Raw genomic sequence first — 14,992 nt, 5'->3', positions numbered from 1 at the left:
TCACACCCCCACAAAGCCCTGGCGCATGTTCATTTTCCTGCGCTTCTCTTTTTGCATGATCTGGTTGTATGTGGCAATGTCGTCCACTCGGAAGATATATTGTGTGGTGCTGCGGTCAACGTATGTGGCACCGCTGCCGGACAGCATACGGCGGGTCTGGCGCGCGTTATATACCCGTTCACCGCCGCCCAGCTCCACAAGTTCCGGGCCTTCTTCACCCACGATCGCCCATCCCCGCTTTGCACTGCGGGTGCCGGCCGCGTAAGCCGGCACGGTCTTCTGCATGTACTGCAGATTTTGCTGGGCTGTAGCTGCCGCGTTCCCGGTACTGCTGAGCGCGCTGTTGATGGCAAGGCCCGCGCCGGTGACCAGTGCGGCAATGGCCACGATCGCGGCCACTGCCAGGACCAGCTTGCTCATCCCAGTGCCAGCGACCAAGGCGGTGGTTCCCACCGCGGTGTTGGTTCCGGCCAGGATCATGTTCGCCGCGCTCATCATCTGGATCACACTCGTTGCCGTTTTGAAGATGCCGATCAGCGCGCCGATCGTGCCCACCAGAATCAAAACCGGGGTTGGAATGCCGCTTACCAGATTAAAAAAGTCTGTCAGCACCGGCATCAGAACGGTGGCAAGCGCAATTTTGGCTGCCTGAAAGCGCTGCTCCATTTCACGGTTTGCCTGGTTCATCCGGGCGAACCCGTTTACTGCCTCATCGCTCATCACGCTGCCGGTTTCATGGGCTTTCTGGCGCAGCTCTTCCAGCTGCTGTGCGCTCATGTTCAAAATCGGGATGAGTTCTTCTCCGGTGGTCCCCAGCAGCTGGCTGGCATATGCGTTGCGCTGGGTTTCGTCCTTCATCTTCTGCAGCTTTTCAATGACTTCCACAAACAGTTCGTTCTGGCTTTTCAGCTGCCCGCTGGTGTCCTTTACCCTGATTCGAAGTGCCTCGAATACCTCTGCGCCTTCACCGGCGCCGGCCGCCGCATCTTTTGCCCGCTCGGCCAGAGCGGCGAAGTCTCCGCTGGCCTGCTCGGCGCTGTATCCCACAGACTTGAAGATGTAATCCCATTCCTGATATTCGGTCATGCTCATGCCCATGGTTTGACTCTTGTTCTTGATCTCCTCGGCACTGGTGCCCACTTCCATGGTCATCTTTACAAGCGCTGCTGTGACGCCGGCGATCGCGGCCCCCGCGGCCAGCGCGGCTTCCTTGAAGTCGTTCAGGCCGCTCTCCCCATCCCGGGTACTTTTCGGCAGTTCCACTCCGATTTTTTTGGCGGCTTCTTCCAGCCGGTCACGAAAGGTTTTGGTCTGCTCTGACGCCTCCTTTTGTTCGTCCTGGTAACCCTGCAGCTCGGACTCCATTTTGAGCAGATCGCGCCGCGCGTTGTTCAGCTTCTCCTGCCACTGCATCGTGGCCTTGCTTCCTTCGCCGGTTTTTTCGGCGCTCTTGGTGAGCGCCTGCTCCAGCAATGCCACCTTGTCCTTCTGGCTGTTGATGGTATCGCTCAATGCGTCCATTTTGGCCTGCAGGGCCTTCTGGGCATCGCCAGACCTCTTGCTCTGCTCTTCCACCAGCCGCATGTTGCTCTGGTTCACGCGCAGGCCCTGGTTCACCTCTGCCAGCGCCTTCTTAAATTGGGCTTCGTTGTCCAGCACAAGCGTGCCGCCGATTTTAGGCAAGCTCATCAGCAATGCTCCTTTCCCTTCGGATTCCGTGGATCTCGCAGAAAGCCTCATACTGGCTCAAAAGCTCGTCCATGCTCAAAAAACGGCTTTCCCGCCGGGAATACCCCAGCAGGCCGACCGCAATGTATCGCAGTTTTGGAAAGTTTACCAGGCGTTCTGTTCCGAAGTGCCGGGGCTCGACGTCGTCGATCCAGACAGTTTCTCCATCACCATCTGCTGGCTCGTCTCCATCAAACTCCGGCTTTCCGCGTTTTTTCCGTAGAACTCCAAAAACGCCTCCTCCACAGATTTGGAAATGTTGTTTTCCCCCACAAGATCCGCAAAGCACAGCTGCTTTTCGATCATCTTCCGGGTCGGCGCCGTGTTGCCGCGGTGGTGCTCCTCATTGTCCAGCTCCACCCCTTCCCGAATCATCAGCCACACGATATAGGCGATCTCCCGCATGTTCTTGTGCGGCTCTTTCAGCGCGTCGATCATGTCGTCCAGGCCGTTCTCGTAGTGGTTTTGCAGCTCCTCCACATTCTGCAGGTCAAACAGGGCGGGGTAAACTTTGCCCCGGATCGTGATCGTTGCCATAGCCCCTCCTCAGGTGATGTTCAAAAACTTTTTCATATCCGCCAGAGCCGCGGCGAAATCGGGATACTCGTTCTTGTAGGAAAAATCCCCCTTCGCGTTGGTGCCCAGAGTGCCGGTCATGTTCTGCTGTCCGAAGGCCTTCTGGGCGCTGCGGGTGCTCATTTCGTCGGCGATGGGCGCCATCGTGGCGCGATAGTACCCGACGACCCGGTATGCCACTTTCCGGTCCGGCTTTTTCAGCTTTGCCATCGCGGCCACGCGCAACAGGGCGGGGGTGTCGTCCGCGTTATGGACCATCCCGCCTTCCGCGCCTTCCTTGGTGAACTTGTGGCCGCCCATGGCCGCCTCTTCTTCCAGGCTGATGTAGCTGCGGTCGATGCTGATCGTGCCGCCGGGGTTGTCGTATTCATCCTGCTCCTTCAGATCCCCGGCCCACAGCTCCACCGCGTTGCTTTCGGCGGAGGGCGCGAATTTGATCACGCTGCGGGTCAGCTTTCCGGTGCCCAGGTTCTCGGTCACAGTGCCGTCCCCATTGTCGGTTTCGGTGTAAGTGCAGTACCCGTAGTAGGGCAGCCCAACGTATGCCATAGCATTGTCCTCCTTTATGTGATTTGGTAGTCCTCGCAAGTGTCTGTGTTTGACACCTCGATATAGGTGATGTAATGCCCGGTCGCGCTGTCATATCCCGCCGGGGGTGTGCTTTCAATCAGGAAGCCGGCATCTCTGGCGGCGCGGCGCATTTTGGCCGCTTTGCCTTCTGTGCCTGCTCTGCTGTACCATGCTGCGCGATATGTTCCCGCCAGCTGTTCATCCTGGTCTCCGCTGTACACTTCCGGCCGCTCATCCACCGTTGTGACCACAATGTACTCATCCGGCAGCGGCTTCTGATCGCAGACCACCAGCCACACGGCCCCCGGCAGGAGCGTTCCCATGGCCTGGGCAAGCTGTTCATTTAGTTCCATTGATGGCCATCTCCACTTCGAATTTCCGCTGCATGGCCTCTGCCACGTCGGCTTCACAGTCCTTTGCAGCCGACTGCAAAAACGGTTTTGGCTCTTCTGTGGCATTTCCATACTCAATGCCGGCAGCCTTCACTGCATTAGGTACACCACGCGGCTGCGAAGGCGTTGGTTTGCGGGTTTTGTCATAACCCACGAAATTTATTTTGAGTATGTATCCACCAACTTTTGCTTCTTTGGGCTTTGACGCCTTGACGCTTCTGATCAGCTCCCCGGTCTGTCTGTGCGGCCGCAATCTTTTCTTGATTGCGTCAACTGCAATCGGAGCGGCTGCTTGCAGCATCTTGGGCGCCACATCGTCGATTTTCTCGAGCCGTTCAAACTGATCCCAAAATTCTTTTGGGAAATTTGTTTCAAATCTCATGCCACCGGCCCCCGATTCGCTTTATCCCGCTTTGCATTGGTGCAGCTGAGCTCCACGGTGCTGGGCTTTGTCTCATAGCTGCGCTCCACATCGAACAGCTGCCCATGGTATTCCAGCAGCATTTCACCTTCATAGTCCTCGGTATGCACCTCGAATACGGCGGTGATTTTTTTGCCGTTGGCATCGGCCTTGTAGTACTCGCTCATACCGACGCTCTTTTTGTTTGCCCATACCGCCCGCCCGCTTGTGCTCTCTCCCGCCGGGTGCCCGGAATCGGTTGGTGCCTGTGTGCTATTCAAGAGAAAAATCTCATCCGAAAACTGCACCTTTCATCACCCCCGCCTGCGGATGTTGTCCACCTGGACGAGGTAGTCCCGCCGCTCGGATTCCGCCCCGGGCGCTTCCAGGCCGAACTTCCAGCGAACGAAGCTGCGTATCGCGCCCTTCACCATCGGGTCTTCCTCGTTTTCCGCCTTTTCTGCAGAAACACCCGCGCCGATCATGTCGGCGCGGGCTTCCAGAATCAGATCGGTGATTTCTCCGGCAACTGCATCGGTCTTGCTGCGGCGCACTGCCCGGATCATGGAATCAAGGTAATTGTCGCTGATCATTGCCTGCACCGCCCTTTCGGTCATTCGCCCTGCTTGATCAGCTGCATACCATGCCATACGGTCAGATCGGCGCCGGCGGTGGCCAGGCCGCGAACACCCATCATGTTGCGCTTGAAATATTCGCCGCCCTGGTCGGTGCTGACCTCATAGCCGCCCCACAGCGGCATTTTCACGGTGCGCGCGTTGCCATAGATCTGCTCGCCGGTGGTCAGCTTGGTCAGAGAGAACTTTACAGCAAGGCCGCCGTCCTTGATGGTGCCATTGTTGCTGTCGGTGAACGTGATGTCATACACGGGCTTTTTGTCGCTGCCGCGCACTTTGCCGAGGGTATCCATGTCGGCCTTGTTGATGTACAGCTTGGTCTCACCGCCGATGACGTTTTCGTCATCGCCGTACCCCAAGACAATGGTGCGCAGGTAGTTCTCATCCAGCGCAATGTTGCTTCTGGTCTCGGTCAGGCCCGAGGCTTTGATGGCAGCCACGATCTTGTCGCGGGCGACCCGCCGAAGCGCCAGATACGCGCTGTTCTGGACATTGGCCGTGTAGGCGACGTCGGTCATCTTTGCCACCTGGTTGCTGACTTCATCCAGGACGCCCCAGATCTTGGGGGAAATAGTGACCTTGTCGTAAGTGGCGCCGGTGCCGGCGATCTCGCTGCCTTCGGTCACATCCGAAGCTTCGGCATCGGTCTTTTTGTACGGGAAGTCCCATGCGCCGGTGCCGGTGGCGTCGATTACCTCAACGTCGTCCACAATACTGCTCACCACCTTGGGCAGCTCACCGATGGTCTGGTACACGGCGGTGGGGGTAGCGATCTTGCCGCTGCTCACGAGCAGGCTGCGCTGCTCGGCGAACATGGGAATCGTCATTTTGTTCTTGGCGCGGAACTGCTTGGCCCGCTGCTCGATCAGGTTTTCCGCCGGCTGGCCGCCGGCGGGCGCCCCGGGCGCGGGCTCCGGATCCACGGTCAGTGCCTCGCTCAGGTGCCAGCGGCTGCGCACTTCCTTCTCTTCCCTGCTCAGATCCGCGCTTTCGGTTTCGATCTGGGCCATCCGCTCCGCGGTGGTCTCGGGGTTGTTCACCTCATCCAGCAGCACCTTCTTGCGCTGCTCGATCTGGGCCAGTCGGTCTTTCCAATTGCATGCCATTGTCATTTCTCCTTTTCCATGGTTTATAAATTGAGCAGTGCCCGGCACTTTGCCCGGCACCGTTCCAGCTGATTTTTTGCCTGCGCGGCTTCTGCGGCCCGCGTCTTGTTGCGGGCCTCGATCACGGTGTCTTCATTTGCGGGCAGCGCGACCGCCGCCACCTCGTACACCCTGCGGATCCTGGTGATTACCCATGTATGGTTCGCCTGGTCGTAATACTCGCCGCCGGGCGCCACCTCGAAGGTCCAGCTCATTCTGGTCAGCAGCTTTGCCTGGATGTCGCCATGGATCTGCTTGGCAAAGTCGCTCTTGCTAAGATCTGCCGCGATCAGCAGGCCGGCCGGGTCATTCGGGAAAAGCAGCAGCGTGCCATTCGTGGTGCGCGCCACCACCCGGCTGTCATGGTCGTACAGCATGACCACATCGGCCATCTCTGCGCCCTGCAGAGCACCGGCCTGGATCATTTCGTAGTGCGCCACACCGTATTCATCGGTGTACAGCTCATACGGCTGGTTGTATGTGGTGGCATAGCCTTCCACATAGTAGTCGCTGTTCAGCCTTTTTTCGCCGCTGTCCATCACAAAGCTGCTCAGGGCGCGGCGTTCAACTCTTTTCACGTCTCATTTCCTCCTGCTTATTTGGGGTGCCTGTTCTCATGTCTGGTAATTTTCCTGATTCTTGTTGCTCACATAGTTCAGAGAGATCTGCCGCTTATCACCGCCTTCCACCGGCGGATACCCCATCAGCTCCCGTCGTTCGTTGGTGGTGAGGTCGCCGGTTTCCCGCGTGTAATTCAGTATGTTCATGCGGGTGGCCCAGCTGGCGGCTGTGGCCGCCGGGCTGGAGACAATGATGCGGTTGCCCATCTCATATTCTCGCTTGGTGAACAGTGCCGCGGTGAACGCCTGAGCCATGGCCATCCACCGGGGCTCAATGCGGCCTTCGTAATAATTCTGCATGGTCTGCTCGTTGGCTGTCCCGTTCACCACCTCTTTGGGGGTTCGGAAATAGTCGTACAGGTTGCCTTGCACGTCCTTCATCTGGGCGCTGGACGCCGCCCAGGTGTTGACCGCTACCGCGGTGAAATCCTCGGTGGCATCCAGTTGAAAAATGCCGCCATTTTCGGCGGCTTCTTTGATACGGTCATTCAGGGTTTTGTTGTTGTTCTTTGTGCTTTGCGGCGCCAGCATGGCGTTTTTGAGCTTTACGTAGCCGTGCAGCCTGTTGGCTCCCTGGATCGCGTCCATCAGGCCGCGGTCACTGGCCTCGGCCATTGTGATGGCATCATAGATCGGGCGGTTGTTGCCGCCTGAAATACCCTCACCCTGGTAGTGCTGCCGCAGGATGATCACATCTTCAAGGCGTACCAGCCTGGGCATTCCGTCGATCGTGGTGAGCTCCATCGCCCAGGCGTTTTCACCCACGATTTTCTTGAGCCGGTATTGGTTGTAGTAGACCGGCCAGATCGCCTTGGGTTTTGTCCCTTCACCCCAATCCACCCAGGCCAGAGCGGTGTTTTTTTCGTCCAGCTGCCAACTCATCGCGTACATAAAATCGTACCCGCTCATCATCGGATTCGGTTTTTCGAACAGCCTTGTATAGGCGCTTGTGCGGTTGATCTGCCTGATCCTGTCGTTTTCATCCAGGACCACGTGCAGCACCTTCCCTTTCGCGGTGTGCGTCGCTGTGCAGTCCATGATTGCCGCGCAGGTCTTCTGGTCTCCGACCGCCGCAGTCCATGGTTTGCTGTCGGACCCCATTCCGACCACCGCCGCCACCGGCCGCTTGAAACTACTGATAAACGTGCTGAAAAATCCCACTGTATCACCTCAAATATGGCAAAAATTCGTCTGTATGCTTTTGCAGCCCGACCCAGGCATTCAACAGGCTCACCATGCCGTCAATGCGCCGGTTGCTGGCGCATTTGACCGGCTGTATGCTCTCGATACCGTCGCGGTTGGTGCTTTTTTTGGCGGTGTTTGACAGGCACCAGCGCAGCATCGGGTTGTTCTGGTAGATTATGCGATGCTCCTGCAGCGCACCGCCCAGCAGCTTCATGGGGTACGTCCATGTGATCGGTCCCTGCCGGATCTTCTCCATCACAAACCCTGTCTCTTCCATCTGCGGCGCCCAATAGCCGGACAGCGCGGCGTCGTAACAGATCCACAAGGGGCGGATGTCGTGCTTTTGCACCATCTCCACAAACCATTGTGTCACATCGTTGTAGTCCACCGTTTTGCCCCTGCAGAGGTGCAGCCATCCCAGCTCTGCCCACCGCTGATAGGGCGCCTCCCGGTCGTTTGTCTCCCGCAGCTGTTCCAGGCGGCCTTCCGGCAGGAAGTACTTCTGGAGCACATAGTAATTCGGGTCGTTTGGCTTCATGATCAGCAGAGTGGCGCAGGTCAGGTCGGTCGTGGCCGACAGATCGCATCCGCCTATCGCGTAGCTGTGCTCCAGATAGGGCATGTCCGCCACTGTTTCGTTTTTGATATCCTCAAACCGCAGCCAGCTCTCGGCGCTGTTCTCCGGGATGTTGAAGTCCTTCGTGAGCACGGTGGGAAGGAAAGACGGATCTCGCTTTGCCTGGGCCACATGCTCCCTCAGGGTCTTCAGGCTTTTGATGGTGCCCAGTCCCGGGTTTGCCTTTTCCCAGCATTTTTCGTCTGTCCACTCTTCCCGGCTGTCCAGTTCGTAGATCAGCGGCAGCACGGTGTAGTCCTGGAAACCATCCTGCCACAGCGCCACGGCGCTGTACATCTGGTATTTGGAGTCGAAAAAGCCTTCCCGGACAGAACCGTTTGTGGATATGATCCAGTAAAGCGGCTGCTCCCGGAAACTCTGGGACTGCTTCATAACATCGTACAGTTTGCTGTTCCGCTGCTCGTGCGGTTCGTCCTGGCAGACAAAATGAGCATTTTTGCCGTCCAGCGTGTCGGTTTTGGCCGCCAGCGCCTGGATGAAGCCGAAGTTGCGCGGGCAGTATATGTCGGTGCGCCGCTTTTTGGTGATTTTCTGCAGGGCCGGAGACTGCGCCCGCATATTGACGCATTCATTGAACACGGTGTCGGCCTGATCCTTGGAGTTGGCCACACAATAGATCTCGGGGCCCGCCTCTCCATCGATCTCCAGCATGGCGTGCATCACAGCAGCTGTTTCGGTGGATTTTCCGTTTTTGCGGCCGCGGATATCGAATACTTCCCGGAATCTCCGCAAGCCTGTACCCTTCTCCACCCACCCAAACACAAGCTGCATCTTGGCCAGTTGGAAAAGCTGGAATTTGATGAGCTGGCCTCCCGCTTTTCCCTTGGACTGGCGACAGAATTTCTCCATGAAGTCGATGTAATACTGCCCCAGCTCCGGCGAAAACTTGTAAGGGAAGTTGGGCGGCGGATCGTCCATCCAGCTGCATTCCCGCTCGTACACCGCCAGCACCTTCCGGCTCACCGGGATCTCTCCTGCCCGAATCTTTTCCAGATAAATCTTTGGCCAGTTTTTGCAGCTTGCGCCCATAGGCTCACACCTTAGGCCGACGCTTCATAAATTCCGTCATTTCATCCTTGGCGGTTTTGGCTTCTTCTTCCGGCAGCAGATCCACAATTTGCTTGATGGTGGTGGTGTAGGTTTTTGTGTACCGGTCCAGCAGGTCGGCGGCCACGGTTTTCTTTGTGCCCTTCTGGCTCTCCCCGTTTTGGTATTCCTCCACATATCCGTCCCGGATCACGATCTTGTCCAGTTCTTCGATGGCCACCGCCAGAAACGCTGCCTGTTCGGAAATTGCCCGACCGGCTTTTTTCTTCTTCCCGGGGATTTTGGTAAGGAGCTGCGCAAATTCCTTTTTCTTTTCCGCCAGTTTTTCAGCTCGTTGCTCCGGGGTATAGATGTGCTCAAAATCCACCAAAACCACCGTCCTTTCCTCAGATATTCCCAGCTTTTGCGAAGTCTGCCTTTTATACCACTATCCGCGCGCAATATGATCGCGCACGTGACCCACCCCCTCCCATGTATTTCCCGGTCGGTTTTTCCTGTGGGTGGCGTGCGGTCTTCCGCCCCGGGTCAAAAACTCAGACCCCCCGGGGGGATAGGTTGCCGTCCGTATCAAAAGCAAAACCAGGATCGCAGTCCGGCCGCCGCATATTCTTTTGCCGCTTGGTGACCAGCTTGTGGCAGTCCCCGCACAGCGCGTGCAACAGCATCGGGTTCAGCGTGACCGCCGGGTCGTGAATGTTCTCTGGCGTCAGCTCCACTTCGTGGTGGACTTCTTCGGCGTGTCCTCCGCACATCTCGCAAGTGAACGCATGATCTACCAGGAACTGCAATCTGGTCACTTTCCACGCATCGCTGTTGTAGAATGACTTTGCCCATTGTTTCGCCATTTGTTCCCGCCTCCTGGCGCGTCTGATTTTGCAAGCATAGCGCGGGGATATCCGCGCAAAAGAAAAGCCCGCGCCATGAGGCGTGGGCAGTGAAATTTTTCAAATTTTTTCTTCTTCCCTATTGACAAATGCGCATAAAATGCGTATAATATAATCAAGAGGTGAGGACATGAAGCAAAAAGACTTGATAAAGCTCCTCGAAAAGAATGGATGGTGGAAGGAACGCGAAGGCGGAAACCACATCATCTACACAAACGGAAAGGAGAGTGAGACGATACCGAGGCACAGAGAGTTGAACGAACTACTGGCAAAAGCAATCATCAAACGGCGGGGGCTGAAATAAGCCCCCAGCCTTCTGAAATATAGAAAGGGGTCATCCACCATGAAAGCTGTTTATCCCATTGTCCTCACCCCTGCAGAGCGTGGTTATGTTGTATTTGTCCCCGACCTCAACATCAACACCGAGGGCGACACCCTCCCGGATGCCATCGCCATGGCCCGCGACGCCATCGGGCTGTGGGGTCTGGCCGAAGAAGATGCCGGGCGGCAGATTCCTGCCGGTTCCGCAAAACTCCCCGCCTGTGAACCGAACGAGGTGGCCACGCTGGTGGACATCGACTTCGCCGCCTACCGGCGGGCGAACGATATGCGCGCCGTGCGAAAGAACTGCACTATTCCGAGTTGGCTGAACGAGGCCGCCGAAGCGGCACACCTCAACTTTTCCAGCGCTCTGGCGGCTGGTCTGAAGCAGCAGCTGAATATTGAGTGATTCTGGTCCACTTGACAAAGGCCGGGGAGTGATCCCCGGCCTTTCCTTTTGCCCGCCCCGGCAGCGCGATGACAGAAGAAATTGGTCACTTGTGTGCTGAGCTTCTCTGGGCGCCGGGGCGGGCGATGGAAGATCGAGCCGCCCCGGGCCTCCCGCGGCCCAAAGCGGCATAAAAAGGCACCAACGCCCGCCTGGGTGTTGGTGCCTTTGCAATCTCTCTTTTTACCATCATACCACGGATTTTTAGAAATTTCGTCCGTTTTTTTTCCGCCCTTTTTATGCGTCCACTATCCCATAACGGGCCATAGTGAAGTCGCGGAGCGCGCGCTCCCGCAATTCATAAATACGAGTGCGCTCCAGGTGGAGTTCTTCTGCCAGGTAGTCCGCTCCGCCCTGTACGCGGTTCATAAAAAACACGTTCAGTATCAACCGCTGCTGTTCGTCCAGCGCCGCAAGGCCCCGCTCTACTGCTTCCACCCGGCGCTTGGTAAGACGGTACGCCTCTTTCTTTCTCTCCATCTCATCGATGGCGGCAATCCAACGGCCTTCCGCAGTGCTTGAACCGCCCTGTACCGGCACGGCATCGGCCGCCGGGGAACTGGAGCCATATGTACGGCCGCGCAGTTCACGAATCTCATCTGCAAGGCTCTCCAATGCGGCCTTGCGCTTTTCATGACAACGCAGGTCAGCGATTGCTTCTTTCTGCCAATTCACTGGACGCCCCCTCCTCTCTTCTGGATATGCAGCCTTTCGGTTTCAGTTCGATACGCTCCCCGGCCGTGTTCTCTATGTATAAGCGCCCGGCCTCTTCATACACCGTAATTTCCCCGGAGCGGACGGCGCTTTTGATTTCGACGATGTCAACCATCAGATTCGCCTCCTTTCATATCCGCCGCGCATACCGGGCAAAACCTGTGCCTTGCCAGCGGTGTTTCAACGCTTCCGCACACAGAGCACCTCATGCGCGGGTCAAGTTCGTCCAGGCCGTCAATGCGCTCCCACCGCCCCCGCACCACCGGACGGACATCAGCGGCCGGAAGGGTCTCAATAGCCTCAAGCGTTCTTGCGCTGTCGCAGAAGTGTTCCTGCGCAGCGTCGAATGCGGCTTTCCGTTCGATATAGTCAGTCATATTGCGCGCCCCCGTCTCCAAGCTGCAGCTGTCGGCTTTGGTACAGTTCGTACACGGTTCTCCCATTGTCGTCAACCATGTAGGGCAGCATGATCTGGTCCATGGCCACCATCTCGGTCTCCAAGATGGCCATCTGCGAGAGCACCCAATCCCGCAGGATACGCCAGGCGACTCGCTCGGCCTGGGCATCGTCAGTTTTGACCTTTTGCCGCAATAGCACCGCCTTGACCCGGTCTGCGCTGCTGGGCAGCCGGAACGCGCGAAGGCCCGCCGGGGTGTCAATTACAAAGGCGATGGAAACAGGCCTGCCGGCATCATAGTCCTGCTGGATTTTCGTGGCGCCGTGAGCGGCCAGCGCACCCACGATCTCGGCCACGGACTGCGCCGCCGGCACCGTGGTCGTGTAGTTCTTTATCGGCATTACATCACCCCCATCATCCAGTTGAAGGCGGCCACGGCGGCACCCGTGAAAAGAAAGATCACCGCCGCTCCGGTCAGCACCATGCAGGTATAAACCACTGCCTTTGCCATCGCTTCAATAAACTTGTCGTTCATTTCATTCATCTTCCCCTTCCAGGCTCTCCCGCAGGGCCTCCAGCGCCCGTTTTAAGGCGCCCATGAACTTCTCGGCCTGCTCCGCCTTGCCTTTGGCCCGCATTTCTTCCGCCAGCTCCACCATGGCCGTGGCCTTGGCCTGCAGGTCATCAAAAAGGAGGGCAAAGCGGGCACTGTCTTTGTCGGAGGCCAGCTGCAGCTGCTTTGCCGTCTCCTCCGCCCGCTGCATGGCCTCGGCCTCCCGGCGTCGGGCTTCCTCCAGCGCCGCCCGGTCCGCCGCCTCCTGCTGGGCGCGGGCCTGACTGGCCGCCTTCTCCCGCTCCTCCGCGATCTGCTGCACCGCGGTCTTCCGGGCCTGCTCCTGGGCCTTCTCGGTGGCCTCCCGGATTCTCTTTTTCGCCTCTGCTTCGGCTTCCCGCCGGGCGGCGGCCACCGCCTCATCCTGTTCCTGCTTTGCCCTTTCCAGCGCCTCCGCGTGGCGCCGCTGCTCTTCCTCCCGGGCCTGGGCGGCGGCCTCGGCGCGGATCGCGTCCAAATCCACCTCTTCTGCCTGTGCCTCGGCGGCGGGCGCCGTGGTCCCGCTCTCCAGCATGGAGAGCTGCTCCGCCAGGCCGTTCTTTTCCTCGATGAGCTTCTGCAGCTCGGCCACGGTGATTTCCGCCAGCCCCTCGCCGGCGACTTCTTCCCGATCCGCCGGGCTGAGTTTGCAGAGCAGGGCCAGCTTGGTGATGCCGCTGGCGGCATTCTCCTCGATGAGACGCGCCGGCAGTGTCTCCACGACCTGTATGTAGCTGTAAGCCTGGCGCTGCTTGATGCCTACCGCTGCCTCGGTGTAGGCCCCGAAGGTCTCAAAGCCCAGGTCCTTGAAGCGCCCGCTGTCGCGCATACGCTTGAGCTTGCGGCCAAGGTCGAGCAGGCTGTTCACCGCTCCCTTGGCCGCCTCCACGATCTCAAAGTGCATGGCCGCCGCTTCCTGCTGAGCCGGCGTCGCGCCGGCGATGATGGTCAACTGTTCCATGGGTTTCTCCTTTCCTTATGCTGCCGCTTTTTTCTTCCGGGGCAGCTTCGGCCTGCCCTGCTTGTCACGCTTGCTCCCTTTCTTCAGCCAGTCCAGCCAGGTGTCCAAAAACTCGCGGTAGACTTCTCTCGGATCGGGAGCAAACCTGCCCTCCATTGTGTGAATGCCTTCGTTTCGGTACCCATGTATCTGTACCAGCCTGTTCTCGTTCATTTCAATGGTCAGCCACGGTTCGTTAGGCTTCGCTGCCCTGCGCATGAACAGGATCGTGGTTTTCCCCTGCACATGACGGTCTGCGTAACCGCCCACGCAGTGCTTCAGTACCCGTCCTTCGTCCAGGACCTCCGCGCCGCTGATGGGTGCCCGGATCAGAAGGCCGTCCATCTCAAAGCCATACTTCTGATCCAGCTTCTCCCTGCGCTCGGCATAGGCCGCGTTCGCCGCGGCCAGTCTTTCCTGTTCCGCCTGTCTCCACTGCTGCTCCGCCTGCGCTATCTGTCTCTGCAGGATCGCATTATGCTTTTTCGTGGCCTCATCATGGGCTGCCCCGAGCTCCTTTGGCAGCAGAACGTTCTCTCGATGGAGCGGATAGCCCGTTGCCTCAGCGGCAGTCACATAGTCCTCCCAGATTCGCAGCGCCTCACGCAGGCCGGGCAGGCCGCCATACCTGGCACACCCCACATTCCCGACCAGATAGCGAATCAACCGCTCCGGGGCCAGGCCCCACTTCTTTGCCGCTTGAAAGGTCTTGCGGATGTCCAGACCCATGCCCATCCATTCCGCACATACCTGGATAGCAACACGGCCCTTCAGCCGCTTGTGCAGCTCCAGAATCTCAATGTTCCGGTTCGTTCCAAGGAAGGTCTTCAGCTCCTGCCGGTTCAGGCCAAAGACCTTTGCCGGATTCTCATTGTTCCAGTCGATCACGGCGGCGTGCTTCACGCCCCGCTTCACCAGATCCCGGACCACATCGTCCATCCCCGCCTTGAGCAGCATCTCGATCTGCCGGGGGTAGAAGCAGCAGGCGGTCAAAAACTCCAGCAGGCGGCCATAGAACATATCGTCATCTTTTTGGAAGCAGTAGCGCATCGGACTCTCCAGCACTTCGTCCAGGCCGATCACATCATATCCAATCCCATAATAGGCATTGGCAGCGAACGGGCTGTGGATCTTCCACTTTCCCCTTGTGAGCGGCCCGTCCTGGGTCACAATGGACCTGAAGGGGTAGTTCCCGTACCACGCTCGCGCGGTCTCTTCTGCCAAACCCGGCCGGAAGCGGTACACCCCCACCAGCTTGCACACCGGCTCCCCGGCCAGGTCATAGTCCGCTGTATAGTGCTTGCTGCAGTCATAGGCCCTGGCCCACAGCGCCCCTTTGTACCACTGCAGGACCACCGCCCGCCGGTAGCTGGAGAGTTTCTCCCGCCTGCCGGTGTAGCGCAGTTCCTTCACGATGACCGGCTTACCGCAGAACGGGCAGTTCATGCTCGGCTTGGGTGCTTCATTCCAGTGGTTCGTCGGTTCCCGCTGGTGCGGTTCCCACATGGCCCGCCGCATATCCCAGTATCCGCTGTTCATGCCAGCTGTGATATGCTCGTGGCAGCAGGTCGTCCACACCTCCCCGGTCTTTCTCCTTCGGAACAGATACGTGGGAAACAGGGCGTTGATCGCCTCCAGCTCCCCCTCCCGCAGCGGCGGGGCCATCTTCGCGAACTTCTCGGCCTTCTCCTGTTCTGTCAC

The 14,992-nt window shown here is 58.3% G+C and carries 22 protein-coding genes; 2 read left to right on the top strand and 20 right to left on the bottom strand.

The features are described from left to right. From ACH2A7_RS10750 to ACH2A7_RS10690, 13 genes are all read right to left on the bottom strand, one after another. A complete protein-coding gene (locus ACH2A7_RS10750) occupies nucleotides 1-1,689 on the bottom strand; it encodes a hypothetical protein (RefSeq protein WP_394961929.1) in 1,689 nt (562 codons plus the stop codon). A 144-nt stretch (nucleotides 1,690-1,833) separates the two neighbouring features. Continuing rightward, nucleotides 1,834-2,265, bottom strand: a complete 432-nt coding sequence (locus tag ACH2A7_RS10745) for a hypothetical protein (protein WP_394961928.1) — start codon at nucleotides 2,263-2,265, stop codon at nucleotides 1,834-1,836. 9 nt (nucleotides 2,266-2,274) lie between these two features. Continuing rightward, on the bottom strand, nucleotides 2,275-2,853 hold the full coding sequence (locus ACH2A7_RS10740) for a hypothetical protein (RefSeq protein ID WP_394961927.1): 579 nt from the start codon (nucleotides 2,851-2,853) through the stop codon (nucleotides 2,275-2,277). Nucleotides 2,854-2,867: 14 nt separating this feature from the next. Beyond that, nucleotides 2,868-3,227, bottom strand: a complete 360-nt coding sequence (locus ACH2A7_RS10735; RefSeq protein WP_394961926.1) for a hypothetical protein — start codon at nucleotides 3,225-3,227, stop codon at nucleotides 2,868-2,870. Then, nucleotides 3,214-3,648 carry an HK97 gp10 family phage protein gene (locus tag ACH2A7_RS10730; protein ID WP_394961925.1) on the bottom strand — a complete coding sequence of 145 codons (435 nt, stop codon included), beginning with the start codon at nucleotides 3,646-3,648 and terminating at the stop codon, nucleotides 3,214-3,216. Before ACH2A7_RS10730 ends, ACH2A7_RS10735 begins: the two co-directional genes overlap by 14 nt. After that, nucleotides 3,645-3,974, bottom strand: a complete 330-nt coding sequence (locus ACH2A7_RS10725) for a phage head closure protein (RefSeq protein ID WP_394961924.1) — start codon at nucleotides 3,972-3,974, stop codon at nucleotides 3,645-3,647. The genes ACH2A7_RS10730 and ACH2A7_RS10725 overlap by 4 nt, the downstream gene beginning before the upstream one ends. A 6-nt stretch (nucleotides 3,975-3,980) precedes the next feature. Continuing rightward, nucleotides 3,981-4,259: a hypothetical protein gene (locus ACH2A7_RS10720; protein WP_394961923.1), complete on the bottom strand. Its 279-nt coding sequence runs from the start codon at nucleotides 4,257-4,259 to the stop codon at nucleotides 3,981-3,983. A 20-nt stretch (nucleotides 4,260-4,279) separates the two neighbouring features. Further along, entirely contained in the window at nucleotides 4,280-5,407 is a 1,128-nt protein-coding gene (locus ACH2A7_RS10715; RefSeq protein WP_394961922.1) for a phage major capsid protein, read from the bottom strand. Between the two features lie 23 nt (nucleotides 5,408-5,430). Then, entirely contained in the window at nucleotides 5,431-6,024 is a 594-nt protein-coding gene (locus tag ACH2A7_RS10710) for an HK97 family phage prohead protease (RefSeq protein ID WP_394961921.1), read from the bottom strand. A gap of 36 nt (nucleotides 6,025-6,060) precedes the next feature. Next, the gene (locus ACH2A7_RS10705) at nucleotides 6,061-7,227 is read right to left on the bottom strand and encodes a phage portal protein (protein WP_394961920.1); all 1,167 of its coding nucleotides are present in this window, start codon (nucleotides 7,225-7,227) and stop codon (nucleotides 6,061-6,063) included. 4 nt (nucleotides 7,228-7,231) lie between these two features. Beyond that, nucleotides 7,232-8,851: a terminase large subunit gene (locus ACH2A7_RS10700; protein WP_394961919.1), complete on the bottom strand. Its 1,620-nt coding sequence runs from the start codon at nucleotides 8,849-8,851 to the stop codon at nucleotides 7,232-7,234. Between the two features lie 70 nt (nucleotides 8,852-8,921). Then, a complete protein-coding gene (locus ACH2A7_RS10695; protein ID WP_394961918.1) occupies nucleotides 8,922-9,305 on the bottom strand; it encodes a hypothetical protein in 384 nt (127 codons plus the stop codon). Nucleotides 9,306-9,468: 163 nt separating this feature from the next. Continuing rightward, entirely contained in the window at nucleotides 9,469-9,780 is a 312-nt protein-coding gene (locus tag ACH2A7_RS10690) for an HNH endonuclease (protein WP_394961917.1), read from the bottom strand. A 169-nt stretch (nucleotides 9,781-9,949) separates the two neighbouring features. Here ACH2A7_RS10690 and ACH2A7_RS10685 point away from each other — a divergent pair, with 169 nt between their 5' ends. Both ACH2A7_RS10685 and ACH2A7_RS10680 read left to right on the top strand, forming a co-directional pair. Then, nucleotides 9,950-10,123: a type II toxin-antitoxin system HicA family toxin gene (locus ACH2A7_RS10685; protein ID WP_394961916.1), complete on the top strand. Its 174-nt coding sequence runs from the start codon at nucleotides 9,950-9,952 to the stop codon at nucleotides 10,121-10,123. A gap of 39 nt (nucleotides 10,124-10,162) precedes the next feature. Next, entirely contained in the window at nucleotides 10,163-10,549 is a 387-nt protein-coding gene (locus tag ACH2A7_RS10680; protein WP_394961915.1) for a type II toxin-antitoxin system HicB family antitoxin, read from the top strand. Nucleotides 10,550-10,825: 276 nt separating this feature from the next. On the opposite strand, the gene ACH2A7_RS10675 is transcribed toward ACH2A7_RS10680, so the two are convergent. Genes ACH2A7_RS10675 through ACH2A7_RS10645 form a run of 7 tightly spaced genes read right to left on the bottom strand, consistent with a single transcriptional unit; the run spans nucleotide 10,826 to nucleotide 14,992 of the window. After that, nucleotides 10,826-11,263, bottom strand: a complete 438-nt coding sequence (locus tag ACH2A7_RS10675) for a hypothetical protein (RefSeq protein ID WP_394961914.1) — start codon at nucleotides 11,261-11,263, stop codon at nucleotides 10,826-10,828. Beyond that, a complete protein-coding gene (locus ACH2A7_RS10670; RefSeq protein ID WP_394961913.1) occupies nucleotides 11,235-11,417 on the bottom strand; it encodes a hypothetical protein in 183 nt (60 codons plus the stop codon). The genes ACH2A7_RS10675 and ACH2A7_RS10670 overlap by 29 nt, the downstream gene beginning before the upstream one ends. After that, complete coding sequence (locus ACH2A7_RS10665; RefSeq protein WP_394961912.1) at nucleotides 11,410-11,679, bottom strand: hypothetical protein; 270 nt, start codon at nucleotides 11,677-11,679, stop codon at nucleotides 11,410-11,412. Before ACH2A7_RS10665 ends, ACH2A7_RS10670 begins: the two co-directional genes overlap by 8 nt. Next, a complete protein-coding gene (locus ACH2A7_RS10660; protein ID WP_394961911.1) occupies nucleotides 11,672-12,100 on the bottom strand; it encodes a hypothetical protein in 429 nt (142 codons plus the stop codon). The genes ACH2A7_RS10665 and ACH2A7_RS10660 overlap by 8 nt, the downstream gene beginning before the upstream one ends. After that, nucleotides 12,100-12,234, bottom strand: a complete 135-nt coding sequence (locus ACH2A7_RS10655) for a hypothetical protein (protein WP_394961910.1) — start codon at nucleotides 12,232-12,234, stop codon at nucleotides 12,100-12,102. Before ACH2A7_RS10655 ends, ACH2A7_RS10660 begins: the two co-directional genes overlap by 1 nt. Nucleotide 12,235: 1 nt before the next feature. Continuing rightward, nucleotides 12,236-13,252, bottom strand: coding sequence for a hypothetical protein (locus ACH2A7_RS10650; RefSeq protein WP_394961909.1), 1,017 nt, complete (start codon nucleotides 13,250-13,252; stop codon nucleotides 12,236-12,238). A gap of 15 nt (nucleotides 13,253-13,267) precedes the next feature. After that, nucleotides 13,268-14,992 carry a PcfJ domain-containing protein gene (locus tag ACH2A7_RS10645; RefSeq protein ID WP_394961908.1) on the bottom strand — a complete coding sequence of 575 codons (1,725 nt, stop codon included), beginning with the start codon at nucleotides 14,990-14,992 and terminating at the stop codon, nucleotides 13,268-13,270.

The organism is Candidatus Allofournierella merdavium (assembly GCF_944382735.1).
In the GTDB taxonomy this organism is placed as follows: Bacteria; Bacillota; Clostridia; order Oscillospirales; family Ruminococcaceae; genus Allofournierella_A; species Allofournierella_A merdavium.
Note: the sequence above shows the minus strand (reverse complement) of the source record. Positions and strands in the feature narration are given on the sequence as shown.

Excerpts from the sequence above, each read along its gene's own strand:
- ACH2A7_RS10750 (WP_394961929.1), bottom strand. The coding sequence starts at position 1,689 with ATGAGCTTGCCTAAAATCGGCGGCACGCTTGTGCTGGACAACGAAGCC.
- ACH2A7_RS10745 (WP_394961928.1), bottom strand. The coding sequence starts at position 2,265 with ATGGCAACGATCACGATCCGGGGCAAAGTTTACCCCGCCCTGTTTGAC.
- ACH2A7_RS10740 (WP_394961927.1), bottom strand. The coding sequence starts at position 2,853 with ATGGCATACGTTGGGCTGCCCTACTACGGGTACTGCACTTACACCGAA.
- ACH2A7_RS10735 (WP_394961926.1), bottom strand. The coding sequence starts at position 3,227 with ATGGAACTAAATGAACAGCTTGCCCAGGCCATGGGAACGCTCCTGCCG.
- ACH2A7_RS10730 (WP_394961925.1), bottom strand. The coding sequence starts at position 3,648 with ATGAGATTTGAAACAAATTTCCCAAAAGAATTTTGGGATCAGTTTGAA.
- ACH2A7_RS10720 (WP_394961923.1), bottom strand. The coding sequence starts at position 4,259 with ATGATCAGCGACAATTACCTTGATTCCATGATCCGGGCAGTGCGCCGC.
- ACH2A7_RS10715 (WP_394961922.1), bottom strand. The coding sequence starts at position 5,407 with ATGGCATGCAATTGGAAAGACCGACTGGCCCAGATCGAGCAGCGCAAG.
- ACH2A7_RS10690 (WP_394961917.1), bottom strand. The coding sequence starts at position 9,780 with ATGGCGAAACAATGGGCAAAGTCATTCTACAACAGCGATGCGTGGAAA.
- ACH2A7_RS10685 (WP_394961916.1), top strand. The coding sequence starts at position 9,950 with ATGAAGCAAAAAGACTTGATAAAGCTCCTCGAAAAGAATGGATGGTGG.
- ACH2A7_RS10680 (WP_394961915.1), top strand. The coding sequence starts at position 10,163 with ATGAAAGCTGTTTATCCCATTGTCCTCACCCCTGCAGAGCGTGGTTAT.
- ACH2A7_RS10670 (WP_394961913.1), bottom strand. The coding sequence starts at position 11,417 with ATGGTTGACATCGTCGAAATCAAAAGCGCCGTCCGCTCCGGGGAAATT.
- ACH2A7_RS10665 (WP_394961912.1), bottom strand. The coding sequence starts at position 11,679 with ATGACTGACTATATCGAACGGAAAGCCGCATTCGACGCTGCGCAGGAA.
- ACH2A7_RS10660 (WP_394961911.1), bottom strand. The coding sequence starts at position 12,100 with ATGCCGATAAAGAACTACACGACCACGGTGCCGGCGGCGCAGTCCGTG.
- ACH2A7_RS10655 (WP_394961910.1), bottom strand. The coding sequence starts at position 12,234 with ATGAACGACAAGTTTATTGAAGCGATGGCAAAGGCAGTGGTTTATACC.
- ACH2A7_RS10650 (WP_394961909.1), bottom strand. The coding sequence starts at position 13,252 with ATGGAACAGTTGACCATCATCGCCGGCGCGACGCCGGCTCAGCAGGAA.